The organism is Micromonospora sp. NPDC049645 (assembly GCF_040675155.1).
Taxonomy (GTDB): domain Bacteria; phylum Actinomycetota; class Actinomycetes; order Mycobacteriales; family Micromonosporaceae; genus Micromonospora.
On the sequence record NZ_JBFAOI010000001.1, the window covers coordinates 621,500 to 633,985 of the forward strand.

The following is a 12,486-nucleotide window of genomic DNA, read 5'->3' on the forward strand; positions in this document are numbered from 1 at the left end:
CGACCCGGACAGGTCACTGGGCGGCGAGCACGTCCACCACGAAACGCAGCGGACCCTCGGGAGCGCCCTTGGCGGCGGCGTCCTTGCCGTACGCCAGCTCCGACGGGATGTCGAGCTGCACCCGGCTGCCCACGGTCACGCCGACCAGGCCCTGGTCCCAGCCGGGGATGACCCGGCCGACGCCGATCGGGAAGGTGGCCGGCTGCCCGGACGTCCAGGAGGAGTCGAACTCCTTGCCGTCCTTGTAGAACACCCCCACGTAGTTGGTGGTGATGTTCTGGCCCTTCTGCACCGCCGCGCCCTTGCCCTTGATCAGCGGGGTGACCGTGAGCTTCTTGAGGTCACCGGTGCCCGGCGTCACCGTCGGCTTGCTGCCCAGCGCCGGGTCGGCGCCCTCGGGCAGCTGCGGAGCGGGGGGTGCGCCGGCCTCGTCGGGGGCCGGGGCGGAGGCGGACGGGGTCGCGTCGGCCTGGTTCTTCGCCTTGTCGTCGCCCCCACCGATCGTCACGAACACGGCGATCAGCACCCCGACCACGGCGACGGCGGCGAGACCGCTGATCCACGCGTTGCGCTTGCGCCTCGCGTCGGCGGCCTTCTTCTCCGCCAACTGGGCGGCCAGGCGGCGCCCCGACTTGGTCGCCGGGCTCTGGTCCTGGCCTGCCGACCGGTTCTGCTGCGTCCGCTCGCTCACGTCGTCGACTCCCTGCTGCGAAGTGTGGCCGGCACCCGGTGCCGGGGGGAAAGCCGACGCACACGGTACCCGCACCGCGGCCTACCGTGCCCGCCGCGGACGCCTCGGATCGCCCAGCCCGGCAGTTGCGGGGCTTTCCCGGTCGGTTATTCCGGGACGACCATGAAGTCGGTCACGAACGAGGTGACGCGGCCGTCGGCGGCCCGGCCGATCCACGTGCCGTAGCAGCCGTCACCCCAACCCGTGGACACCGTGACGACGTTGGCGCCGGTGACCTCGTCCAACACGACGGCGATCAGCCCCGGGACCGGGGAGGACGGCAGCTCGGCCGGGATGAAGACCTCCTCGACCCGGTCGGAGTCCCAGCCCTCCAGGGCGGCGAGCGCGGTCGGGTCGGCGAGAGTGCCGGTGCCGGCGTCCACCCCGTACCCGAAGTAGTCGTCGGCGCCGAGCGTGGCGACATCCTGGTCGCCCGCGACGGCCGGCTCCCAGCGAACCGTGGGCTCGTCGGAGACGACCAGCTCCAGCGCGGCCACCCGCCGGTCCACCTCGGCGTCCTCCCGGAGCACCACCGCCACCCAGGCGCGCGCGGGGTGCCGCCCCGGCGGCACGGTCACCGTGAACGGTTCCGCCTCCGGGCAGACCAGCGGGTCGCAGCCGACCACCCGGCCGGTCGGCAGCACGATGTCGCTTACCGGGTGGACCTCGATCTGGTACCCGCCGTGCTGGTCGGTGAAGCGGGCGCCGGGCGTCAGCAACCGGTCCAGGTCAGGGGTGTACGGCATGGGGGCTCCTCCGGTCGCCAGCGGCCGGCGGAGCGTACCCGGCCCGGCGGACACCGCCGCCGCTGCCGTACGGTCAGGCGCTCTTGCGGGGTGCGGTCTTGCGCGCGGTCGTCTTCTTCGCCGGCTCGGCCTTCTTCGCGGCGGCCTTCTTCGCGGCGGTCTTCTTCGCCGGCTCGGCCGCCTTCTTCTCGGCCGTCTTCTTCGCCGCGGTCTTCTTCGCGGGCGCCTTGGCGGCCTTCTTCTCGGCCGCCTTCTGCGCCGACCGGGCCGACGAGATGGGCGTCGGCGCGCCGCCACCGCCGCCACCACCACGGGCCGGCTCCTCGCCGCGCGCCGCCTTGGCCCGCTCCACCGACGCCTTCAACGCCGCCATCAGGTCCACCGCCGCGGCGGGGGCCTGCTCGACCTCCTCCGGCTGGACGACCTCCCGGCCCTCCACCTTGGCGTCGATGACCTCCTGCAACGCGGCCCGGTAGTCGTCGGTGAAGACGTCCGGTTCGAATTCACCGGTCATCGAGTCGATCAGCGAGCTGGCCATGGCCAGCTCCGGCGGACGCACCTTGAGGTCCTCGTCGAGGAAGCCGAAGTCCGGGGTACGGATCTCGTCCGGCCAGAGCATGGTGTTGAGCAGCAGCACACCCTCGCGGACGCGCAGCGTGGCCAGCTGTTCCCGCTGGCGCAGCGCCACCTTGACGATGGCCACCCGCTCGGAGTCGATCAGGGCGTCCCGCAGCAGCACGTACGGCTTGGTCGCGGTGCCCTCCGGTTCCAGGAAGTACGCCTTGTTGTAGAGGATCGGGTCGACCTGCTCGGCCGGCACGAACTCCAGCACGTCGATGGCGCGGGAGCTGGTCAGCGGCAGGTCGGCGAAGTCCTCGTCGGTGAGGATCACCATTTCGCCGCCGCCGATGTCGTAGCCCTTGGCGATGTCGTCGTAGGTGACCTCCTCGCCGCAGACCGAGCAGGTGCGCTTGTAGCGGATCCGGCCGCCGTCCTCGCGGTGCACCTGGTGGAACCGAATGTCCTTCTCCTCGGTTGCGGAGTAGAGCTTCACCCCGATCGAGACGAGCCCGAACGACACGGCTCCCTTCCAGATGGCACGCATTCTGCGCTCCCTTCGCCGGTATCGACCATGCTCGCATCCCGAAGAACATGACGCGAGGTGTTCGGCCTGCTACTACAGTCGGGTCGTGCCCGGCGCGCCGATCAAGCCGATGCTAGCGATGACCGGGCCGCTCCCGGCGGGTGACGGCTGGGCGTACGAGTTCAAGTGGGACGGGGTGCGCGCGCTGGCCGACGTCTCCGGTGGCGTCCAGCACCTGTACGCCCGCTCCGGCGTGGAGATCACCGCCGCGTACCCCGAACTGGCCGCCCTGCACGAGCAGGTCGACGACGCGTTGCTCGACGGCGAGGTGGTGCTGCTCGGCGAGACCGGCCAGCCCTCGTTCACCGCCCTCGCGGAACGGATGCACGTCCGGGACCGGAACAAGGCCGCCCGGCTGGCGGCGGCCATGCCGGTCACGTACATGATCTTCGACCTGCTCCGGCTGAACGGCGACGACCTGACCGGCTGGCCGTACCAGCGCCGCCGGGAGGCGCTGGACGCGCTGGCGCTCGGTGGCCCCCGCTGGGCGGTGCCGCCGGTGTTCGCCGACGGCCCGGCGACCTACGAGGCGGCCGGTGAGCACGGCCTGGAGGGCGTGATGGCCAAGCGGGTCGGAGCCCTCTACCGCCCGGGGGTGCGCTCGCCGGACTGGGTGAAGGTCAAGCTGGAGGTGACCGGCGACTTCGTGATCGGCGGCTGGCGGCCGGGAGCGCGCCGGGTCGGCGGGCTGCTGGTCGGGGTGCCGGGCACGGACGGCCGGCTGATCTACCGGGGTCGGGTCGGCGGCGGGATCGGCGCGGCCATCGAGCGGCAGCTCCTCGCCGAGTTGGAGCCGCTGCGCTCCGGCGTGTCACCGTTCGCGTCGGGGGTGCCGCGCGAGGATGCCCGAGGCGCCATCTGGGTAACACCCCGGGTGGTGGTGGAGGTGAAGTACGGCCAGCGCACCCCCGACGGCCGACTGCGCTTCCCCCGGGTGCTGCGGTTGCGCCCGGACAAGCCTCCGGAGGAGGTCGACGATGCCGGCTGAGCGGCTACGGGTGGACGTCGAGGGACGCGCGCTGGAGTTGTCCAACCTGGACAAGGTGCTCTACCCGACGGCGGGGTTCACCAAGGGTGAGGTCATCGACTACTACACGCGGATCTCCCCGGTGCTGCTGCCGCACCTGCGGGACCGACCGGTCACCCGGATCCGCTTCCCCAACGGGGTGGACGACAAGTCGTTCTTCGAGAAGAACACGCCGGCCGCGACCCCGGACTGGGTGCGGGTGGAGAATCTGCCCGCGCCCGGCTCGACGAAGGGCCGGGAGACCATCGACTACGTGATCGCCGACGACCTGCCCACCCTGGTCTGGCTGGCCAACCTGGCCGCCCTGGAGCTGCACACCCCGCAGTGGAAGGTGGGCGAGCACCCGGACATGATGGTCGTCGACCTGGACCCGGGCCCACCGGCCGGGCTCGCCGAGTGTTGCCCGGTGGCGGTCCTGATGCGCGACCGGCTCGCCGACGACGGCATCGAGTCGTACCCGAAGACCTCCGGCAAGAAGGGCATGCAGCTGTGCTGCCCGATCGCCGGCACCCAGTCGTCCGATGTCGTCTCCGACTACGCCCGCCGGATCGCCCAGGAGCTGGAACGGGACCACCCGAAGCTGATCGTGTCGAAGATGGCGAAGAACCTCCGGCCGGGCAAGGTCTTCATCGACTGGAGTCAGAACAACGCGGCGAAGACCACAGTCGCCCCGTACTCGCTGCGGGCCCAGTCGGTGCCGTCGGTGTCGACGCCGCTGACCTGGGACGAGGTCGAGGCCGGCGCCCGTGGCCGCAGGCCGGCCGTCCGCCAGTTCACCGCCGCCGAGGTCCTGGCGCGGGTCGAGGAGTACGACGACCTGCTCGCACCACTGCTCGACGGCGGCCCGGAACTGCCGGCCAAGGGCTGACCCTGGCGGGACTGTGGGCGCCGTCGGCGGTCGGCGGTGACTGTCAGTCACCTCCGTCGGGGCGGATGGGACAGTGAGCGGTATACCTAAGAGTCATATCTATACCTCTGAGGTATACCGCTCAACAGCACACCGGCATGGCGGGACCGGCACGGACGTGTCGCGCAGCCCGCCGGCACCGGATCAGCGGCTGCCGAAGACCTTGCGGCTGGAGCCGAGGCGCAGCAGCACCGTCTCGCCGGTGGCGTCCTGCACCGCGTCGTTGTCGGTGATGGCGTACACCTCGCCGTTGCCGGCCACGGTCAGACCCTCCAGCTTCTCCTGCGTCCAGCCGTTGGTGGCGCGCAGCGCGGGCAACACGTCGACGGCGAGCGTCTTCGGGAGCACGGTCAGCGGGCCGGTCGCCGCAGCGCCCGGCAGCGGCACCGTGTAGATCCGCTTGACCGTGGCGACCGGGCCGTTCAGCTTGTCCCGCTCGATGACCGCGAGCCGGTCGCCGACCACGGTGATCTCGGAGAGGCCCATCCAGTCGCCGGGCACGGTGGTAGCCCCCAACTGGTAGCCGAACCAACTCCAGGTGCCCGCCGCGACGTCGTACCGGCCGAGCCGGACGACGCCGGCCGGGTCGGTGCTCAACTCCCGCTGTACGGCCACCCAGACGATCTCCCGGCCCTGCCGGTTGGTCGCGGTGACCCCCTCCAGGCCCTGCTTGCCGAGGCCGGCGGCGACCTCGGCGGGCAGCGGGACGGTCTGCCGGGTGACCCCGGTGGCGTCGAGCCGGACCAGCCTGTTCTCCGCGCCCTTGGCCCCCTCCACGGCGAGCCAGAAGCCACCCTGCGGCCGGGCGAAGATGCCCTCGGCGTCGTACCCGACCGGGGCTCCGGCCGCGTCCTTCACCGGCAGCGCACCGGTGATCACGGCCGGGGTCCGCTTCGCGTCGATGGCGAGGATGCGGGTCTGGCTGTACGCCGCATCGGTGACGCTGTAGAGCTGGTCCCGCGCGCCGGGGACCGCGCTCAGCGCGCCGAGCGCGCCCCAACCGATCGGGGCGCCGGCCCGGTCGGTGCCGGAGACGATGCTCGGGAAGGTCGGGGTGCCCTTGCCGAGCTGGAAGAGCGACACCGACGCCCGTACGTTCACCGCGGCGTCGTCCTCCTCACTGGACACGGCGAGTAGCCCCCGCGACGGGATGGGCAGCAGCCCCTCCGGCCCGTTGGTGGTCGGCAGGAGCTGCCGGAACACCGGCCGGGTGGGGTCGCTCAGGTCGTAGACGGCGACGAAGTTGCTCCGCTCCGAGCCGACGAAGGCGTACCGGACGCCGTCGTACTCGGCGACGGCCACGCCCTCCGGCTCGGTGCCCTTCTTGCCGGCCCGGTCCTCGTTGTGCAGCCCGTACGTGACGGCCAGCCGCTCGAACGTGTTACCGGCGTCCCAGGCGACGCGCCCGCTGCGGCTGTCGAAGACGGACCAGCCCCGGGTGCCACCGTGCCAGTCGCCCTCGTTGGCCGTGGCGAGATAGCGGTCGTCGACCCAGGCCACCGCGTCCGGCTCGCGCGGCACGTCGGTGATGCTCCCGGTCAGGTCGATGACACCGTCCTTCTTGGTGTCGATGCCACTGATCGTGGCGGTGCCGGCGCCGAACACCTTCGTGACCCGGCCGGTGGGCAGGTCGATCAGGGCGACGCCGTTGTTCTCCTGGAGCGTCACGGCCAGCTGGTTGCGGCTGTTGATCGAGACGTACTCCGGCTCGGGGTCGGTCGGCGCGGCGAGGCCGGCCTGCGCCAGGGCGGGCAGCGCGCTGCCGTCGGCGCCGGTCAGCGCGACCGGCCGCAGCCGCCAACCGGCCGGAGATTTCCCGGTCAGGTCGACGATCTGCACGAAACCGGCGGGCGCCTGCGGCAGATCGCCCTCCTCGCCGCCGGGCGGGGTGGCCTCCTCGTCGCGCTCGTTCTCGATGGCGATCGCGGCGTACCGCTGGTCCTTGCTGATCGCGATCGAGTCGGGCTGACCGCCGAGGTCGAAGCTGGCCACCCGTTCGCGGCTGGCCAGCTCGATCACGTCGAGTCGCCCGGACGGCTCGGTGTAGCTGGCACTGGTGTTCACCACCACCAGCACGTACCTGCCGACCACCGCGACCGAGGTCGGCTCGTCCTCGGCGTCGCCGAGCTGCGCCAGGGAGAGCGTGCCGAGCCCTCGCGGCCGGTCGGCACGGGAGATGTCCAGGAAGCCGATGCGCCGGGCCAGCGCGTCGGTGTGGATCAGGGTGCGGCCGTCCTCGCTGACCGCCGAGATCTCGGCGACCGTCGGGGTCGCCGGGTCCTCGCCGGCCGGGCGGTTCTGGAACACCGGGTACGTGGCGACCCGGTCGAAGGCGAGCGACGCGCGCGGGTGATGGTGTCCGCCGGCCGTGGCCGGGGCGGCCCCGGTCAGGCTGGCGGCGGCGACACCGGCTGCGGTGAGCGCGGTGAATGCTCTTCTGAGTGTCAAGGACTTCCTCCGTTAGGTCGTACCCGCACGGAGGCTGACACCTGCCGGGGAGCATCAGCTTGCGGCGACGTGAACAGCGGGCGAAGCGCGGCTCAGTCGCCACCAGGCGCCGCCGACCAGGGCGACGGTGATGACGGTGACCGCGACGTCGCCGGCCAGGGCCGCCGCCGGGCTCGCCGGGGAGTACGGCGGCACCAGGTACGCGAACGCGGCGGCGCTGACCAGGCTGGCCGCGCCGGCGGCGAGCACGTGTCGCTGCCCCCAGTTCACGCCCGACGACCAGTACGCGACCAGGCCCCCGACGGCAGCCGCGAGCCCCAGGGCGATAGCCACCCCCGCCCAGCCGGGGGTCAGGTCGGTGCCGAGATGAACGAGGAGGATCAGCAGCCCCACCCACAGCGGATGCGGCGCCCGACGAATGCGGCGCGGCTCGCTTTGCTCTGCTGCCCTCCATGCACCACCGGCCCGGCGGCCCGGGCGTCGCCAGTGCGGCAGGAGGGCGGTCGTAACGAGTGTGACTACCACCATCGCGGCGAAGGCCAGTTGGAGCGGGCTGGCCAGGAAGCCCTTCCGGCCGCTGCTGTCGGAGAAGACCAGCAGGCTGCCGAGCAGGTAGATCACGCCGACCACGGCCAGCCCGGGTCGGCCCAGCCACGGCCGCAGCCGCCGCTCCGGCCCGAGGAACGACTCGATCAGCACGATCGGCGCGCAGATGGTCAGCAGAATGTGGTTGCCCACGTAGTCGAACGCCTGCCGGAGGCTGAAGTCGAGCCCCGGCACCAGCGACGCCTCGGCGGCGACGCGCAGGTCGGCGTACTGGGTGTCGTCGAGGTAGTCGGGGTTGAACAGCGACTGGTCGACCAGCCCGGCCTGGAGCACACCGAACGCGGCGGCGAGCAGCACGATCGTCGGCCAGCCCGCGCCGAGGTGCCGGGCGGTCTCCCGGATCAGGATGGCCGCGCCGCCGTACATCGGGCCCAGGAAGATCAGCACCGGGAGGAAGTCGTCGATGGCGAAGCCACCCCACGAGCACTCGGCCGCCCACGGCGCGAGCAGTAGCAACGCGATCACCGGCAGGAGCCGGCGGCGCAGCGGCAGCCGGCCAGCGGCGACCGGGCGGCCAGCGGCGGGATGGTCGGCCGTGACAGGCTCGGGATCGGTCGGCATCGGCACTCCTCGGCGACGTCTCGGAAGTCACCAGTACCGTGCGGGTGCCATCCGGCCAGCCGCAACGGCCATCGGCCGACGACCGTCGCGACCAAAGTCGTTCAGTAGGGTGGGGGCGACGTCGCCACCCGGGGAGCGTGAAGATGCAGCCGACCGCCATGACCGATCCTGCGGCGCAGCCCACCGCCGCCGAGCGTGCGCTGCTCAGCTACCGCGACGAGGCGACCGGGGAACGGGTCGACCTGACCGCCCAGCAGGTCGGGTCGTGGGCGGCGCGCAGCGCCAGCCTGCTGCGGGACGGCTGCGGGCTCGGCCCCGGCAGCCGCGTGGCGGTGCTGCTGCCGGCGCACTGGCGTACCGCCGTGGTGTTGCTGGGCGCGTGGGCCTCCGGCCTGGCGGTGTCGTTCCGGCCGCGCGCCACCGCGGGCCTGGCGGTGCTCGAACCGGGCGGCGACCGGCCGTTCGACGCGGTCTTCGTGACACCGGAGCGGCAGGACGACTGGCTGGAGGACGTGCCGGACGCGACGCACCGCTACCTCGTCGGCACCGGCCCGGGGCGGCTGGACGACGTGCCGTTGGGCTGGTTGGACTGGTCCGCCGAGGTGCTTCGGCACGGCGATGCCCCGCCCGACCACACCGCCATCCGCCCGTCGGACCCGGCCACCGCCGACGGCACCACCTACGGTCAGTGGGGCGCGCTCGCCCAGGAGTTCGCCGGGATGCTCGACCTGTGCGCCGGCGACCGACTGCTGGTCGACGCCGCCGAGACCGAGCAGCCGCTGAAGTGGTTGCTCGCGCCGCTCTCGGTCGGTGCGTCCGTGGTCATCAGCGCCAACCTCGATCCGGCCCGGCGGGACGCGGTCGTCGCCGCCGAACAGGTGACCCGGGTGCTCTGACGCACGCCCGACCGGGCCAAACAGCGCTCCGCGATCCTGTTCCGTTACATCGGCATCCGCCCTGTTCAGAGGGGCTTTTGTCGATGCCGTCGGCGTGTTTTCATACCCCGGACGACGTCATCGACCCGCACCGCTTCCCTCACCGAAAGGTGCAACGATGCACAGGAGACCGACCTTCCGACTGGCCGTCCTCACCGCCACCGCCGCGACGCTCCTGGCGTCCGGCGGAGCCTCCGGTGCGCTGGCCACGGCCGCCCCCGCGACCGCCTCCCCGGGCGTCATGGCCTGCGACCCGGGTGTCGACGCCCACGGCGCCGCCCGGCTCACTGCGGGCGCAACGGCCCAGGAGCCGGAGCTGTACTCGAAGAACGAGGCCAACGCCTACGGCGTGATCAAGGACGCGCCGCGCCTGGCCAACGGCAGCGTCACCATCCCGACGGTCTTCCACATGGTCTCCGACCATCCGCTCACCCCGGCCGAGACGACCAGGTGGAACACGCTGATCGCGGCGCAGATGACGGTGCTCAACGACTCGTTCGCGGGCCGTACGGCCGGCGACGCCTCCGACACACCGTTCCGGTTCTCGCTCATCGACACCACGTGGACGGTGAACAGCGCCTGGTACACGGTCGAGCCGGGCAAGAACGAGCGGGACATGAAGAAGGCCCTGTACACCGGCGACTCCCGCACCCTCAACGTGTACGCGGCCAACATCGGCGGCGGGCTGCTCGGCTGGGCGTACTTCCCGAAGGGCTACAACAACGGCCGCGACTACATCGACGGCGTGGTGATGCTCGACGAGTCGATGCCGGGTGGCACGGCCGGGAAGTACGCCCTCGGTGACACGCTGACGCACGAGGTGGGGCACTGGCTGATGCTGGAGCACACCTTCGCGCACGGCTGCTCCGCGTCCGGCGACTTCGTCGCGGACACCCCGCGCGAGGCGGCGCCGCAGTTCGACTGCCCGGTGGGCGCGGACACCTGCACCGCACCCGGGCTGGACCCAATCCACAACTTCATGGACTACACGCAGGACTCCTGCATGGACATGTTCACCGCCGGCCAGGCCGACCGGATGAGCGACGCCTGGGTGGCGTTCCGCGCCGGCGGCGCCGGCTGACGCAGGCATTGTCGGCGGCTGGCGGGCCGCGACCAGCGCAGCGTCGGCTCCCACATCGCCTCCGCTGATGGTCGGCGTGCCCGGTCCAGGATCGGATGATCCCGGACCGGGCACGCCTCCCGTTCAGTCGAACGCGGCGGCGAACATGCCCGGCTGGTACGAACCGCCCCGCTGGTGCACGATCACGGCGAGCCGGTTGGCCGCGTTGATCAGGGCGACCAGGGCGACCAGCGCGGCGATCTGGTCGTCGTCGTAGTGCTTGCGCACCTGATCCCAGGTCTCGTCGGACACGCCCTGGTGGGCGTCGGCGAGCCGGGTGCCCTCCTCGGCGAGCGCCAGCGCGGCCTGCTCGGCCTCGGTGAAGACGGTGGCCTCACGCCAGGCGGCCACCAGGTTCAGCCGGACCGCACTCTCACCGGCCGCCACTGCCTCCTTGGTATGCATGTCGATGCACCAACCGCAGCCGTTGATCTGGCTGGCCCGCAACGACACCAGCTCCTGCGTGGACTGCGGCAGCGACGACCGCTGGATCACCTGGCCGGCGTTCGCGAACCGCTTGAAGAATTTCATCGCGGTCTCGTTGTCGAACATGTTGAAACGGGCGTCCATGGTTCCGTCCTTCACTCGCATTGTTCGATCGGACGACCATGAGATGCCGGCCATCTCCGATCTGTGACGGCGCGGCCGGGGTGACGACCGCCACAGGCCGCAGGTGTCACAGAACGACCGGGTCCGGCATCTGATGGGCGACGCAGTCGAGAGCGAACAGGAGTCACCCATGGTGGGCACGCCGCAGACCACCGCCGACGACGACCGCCCGGACCGGGCAACCGAGGCGTTCCTCGCCCACCGCAACCTGCTCTTCACCGTCGCGTACGAAATGCTCGGCTCGGCCGCAGACGCGGAGGACGTACTCCAGGAAACCTGGCTGCGATGGGCGGGCGTCGACCTGAGCACGGTCCACGACCAGCGCGCCTACCTGGTCCGCATCACCACCCGGCAGTCACTCATCCGGCTGCGGACGCTCGGCCGCCGCAAGGAGTCCTACGTCGGCTCCTGGCTGCCCGAGCCGCTGCTCACCGCCCCCGACGTGGCCGAGGACATTGCGCTGGCCGACAGCGTCTCGATGGCCATGCTGTTGGTGTTGGAAACCCTCGCACCGACCGAACGCGCCGTGTTCGTGCTGCGTGAGGTGTTCGACCTGGGGTACGACGAGATCGCCGAAGCCGTCGACAAGAGCCCGGCTGCCGTCCGCCAGATCACCCACCGTGCCCGCGCGCACGTCGCCGCGCGCCGACCCCGCCAGGTCGTGTCCGCGGCCGAGACCCGGAGCGCGCTTGACGCGTTTCAGCGGGCCGCCGAAACCGGCGACCTCCAGAGCCTGCTCGACATCCTCGCGCCGGACGTCGTCCTGCTCGGCGACGGCGGCGGCGTCAAGCAGGCCGTCCCGCGGCCCGTCCTCGGCGCCGACAAGGTGGCCCGCCTGCTGGCCGGTGGGTGGGGCAAGGTGCCGGGCGTCACCTCGCTGCGGCCGGCGCAGGTCAACGGCTACCCGGCGCTCATCGTCCACCTCGACGGCGAGCTGGACACCGTCGTGGCCGTACGCATCGACGACGGCCTCGTCACCGGGATCTACGCCGTGCGCAATCCCGCGAAGCTGTCACACATGGAGCAGGAGACCGTCCTGAGCCGCTGACCCTCGTCATCCGGTCGCCCAGCGGCGCGGCTGTCTCCACCTGTGGAGTTGATGACGTAGACGATTCAGCGCCGTCGGGCCCACGGCGGGCGTGGCGCGCACGCCGAGGTGTGGTCCGCCGCCAGCGCACACCGGCCGCGTCCGTGCGGCAGCGGCCGGTCGCAGAAGACCCAATGTCGTACGCCCTGTTGGTCCTCGGCCGAGACGGTGACCCCGCCGGGCTCGACGCGGGCGCTGAGCCGGGCCAGCACGCGGGCGGCGGTCCGGGCGAAGATCCGGGCCCGGAGCAGGTCGGGTGCGGTGACCGGCAGGTGGATCACCCAGCGCTCGGTCATCGGGGACGGTGGCTCGCCGACTTGGTGCTCTGCCAGGCGCGCAGTGCGTTCTTGATCCGTACGTTCTCCTCCTGCACCGCGACCAGGGCGGTCTGCGCGACGGCGAGTTCGTCGGCTACTCGGTGTAGGAACGCGCGGATCTCGACCGGGTCGAGGCCGCGCCGGCGGCCGTTGAAGCACCGCTCCCGGATCTGCCACGGGCGCAGGTTGCGGGGTACTTCGCTCGGCGGTTGTGCTTCCTTGTGCCGGCTCACCAGCCGGCGGATCAGA

At 71.8% G+C, this 12,486-nt stretch carries 13 protein-coding genes; 5 read left to right on the top strand and 8 right to left on the bottom strand.

Going from position 1 to position 12,486, the window contains the following annotated elements; genetic code table 11:
- Positions 1-13 precede the first annotated feature (13 nt).
- From AB0J33_RS02980 to AB0J33_RS02990, 3 genes are all read right to left on the bottom strand, one after another.
- On the bottom strand, positions 14-691 hold the full coding sequence (locus AB0J33_RS02980; protein WP_363609194.1) for an FKBP-type peptidyl-prolyl cis-trans isomerase: 678 nt from the start codon (positions 689-691) through the stop codon (positions 14-16).
- Between the two features lie 146 nt (positions 692-837).
- Entirely contained in the window at positions 838-1,476 is a 639-nt protein-coding gene (locus AB0J33_RS02985) for a DUF4241 domain-containing protein (protein WP_363609196.1), read from the bottom strand.
- Between the two features lie 73 nt (positions 1,477-1,549).
- On the bottom strand, positions 1,550-2,581 hold the full coding sequence (locus AB0J33_RS02990; RefSeq protein ID WP_363609198.1) for a Ku protein: 1,032 nt from the start codon (positions 2,579-2,581) through the stop codon (positions 1,550-1,552).
- Positions 2,582-2,666: 85 nt separating this feature from the next.
- Between AB0J33_RS02990 and ligD (AB0J33_RS02995) the strand changes: the two genes are divergently transcribed.
- Positions 2,667-3,608, top strand: coding sequence for a non-homologous end-joining DNA ligase (gene ligD / locus AB0J33_RS02995; protein WP_363609200.1), 942 nt, complete (start codon positions 2,667-2,669; stop codon positions 3,606-3,608).
- Positions 3,598-4,515, top strand: coding sequence for a non-homologous end-joining DNA ligase (gene ligD / locus AB0J33_RS03000; protein WP_363609202.1), 918 nt, complete (start codon positions 3,598-3,600; stop codon positions 4,513-4,515). The genes ligD (AB0J33_RS02995) and ligD (AB0J33_RS03000) overlap by 11 nt, the downstream gene beginning before the upstream one ends.
- A 183-nt stretch (positions 4,516-4,698) precedes the next feature.
- On the opposite strand, the gene AB0J33_RS03005 is transcribed toward ligD (AB0J33_RS03000), so the two are convergent.
- Both AB0J33_RS03005 and AB0J33_RS03010 read right to left on the bottom strand, forming a co-directional pair.
- Complete coding sequence (locus tag AB0J33_RS03005; RefSeq protein ID WP_363609204.1) at positions 4,699-7,002, bottom strand: esterase-like activity of phytase family protein; 2,304 nt, start codon at positions 7,000-7,002, stop codon at positions 4,699-4,701.
- Between the two features lie 54 nt (positions 7,003-7,056).
- Positions 7,057-8,169, bottom strand: coding sequence for a hypothetical protein (locus AB0J33_RS03010; RefSeq protein ID WP_363609206.1), 1,113 nt, complete (start codon positions 8,167-8,169; stop codon positions 7,057-7,059).
- A gap of 143 nt (positions 8,170-8,312) precedes the next feature.
- Between AB0J33_RS03010 and AB0J33_RS03015 the strand changes: the two genes are divergently transcribed.
- Positions 8,313-9,065 (top strand): TIGR03089 family protein, encoded by a 753-nt coding sequence (locus AB0J33_RS03015; protein ID WP_363609208.1) that lies wholly within the window; start codon positions 8,313-8,315, stop codon positions 9,063-9,065.
- 157 nt (positions 9,066-9,222) lie between these two features.
- On the top strand, positions 9,223-10,185 hold the full coding sequence (locus AB0J33_RS03020; RefSeq protein ID WP_363609210.1) for a zinc metalloprotease: 963 nt from the start codon (positions 9,223-9,225) through the stop codon (positions 10,183-10,185).
- Between the two features lie 123 nt (positions 10,186-10,308).
- Here AB0J33_RS03020 and AB0J33_RS03025 read toward each other — a convergent pair whose 3' ends face one another.
- A complete protein-coding gene (locus AB0J33_RS03025; RefSeq protein ID WP_363609212.1) occupies positions 10,309-10,794 on the bottom strand; it encodes a carboxymuconolactone decarboxylase family protein in 486 nt (161 codons plus the stop codon).
- A gap of 169 nt (positions 10,795-10,963) precedes the next feature.
- On the opposite strand from AB0J33_RS03025, the gene AB0J33_RS03030 reads away from it, so the two are divergent.
- Positions 10,964-11,881 (top strand): RNA polymerase sigma-70 factor, encoded by a 918-nt coding sequence (locus AB0J33_RS03030; RefSeq protein WP_363610202.1) that lies wholly within the window; start codon positions 10,964-10,966, stop codon positions 11,879-11,881.
- Positions 11,882-11,946: 65 nt separating this feature from the next.
- On the opposite strand, the gene AB0J33_RS03035 is transcribed toward AB0J33_RS03030, so the two are convergent.
- Together AB0J33_RS03035 and AB0J33_RS03040 are read right to left on the bottom strand one after the other, a co-directional pair.
- Complete coding sequence (locus AB0J33_RS03035) at positions 11,947-12,216, bottom strand: hypothetical protein (RefSeq protein ID WP_363609214.1); 270 nt, start codon at positions 12,214-12,216, stop codon at positions 11,947-11,949.
- Positions 12,213-12,482 (bottom strand): DivIVA domain-containing protein, encoded by a 270-nt coding sequence (locus tag AB0J33_RS03040; RefSeq protein WP_363610204.1) that lies wholly within the window; start codon positions 12,480-12,482, stop codon positions 12,213-12,215. Before AB0J33_RS03040 ends, AB0J33_RS03035 begins: the two co-directional genes overlap by 4 nt.
- Positions 12,483-12,486: the final 4 nt, after the last annotated feature.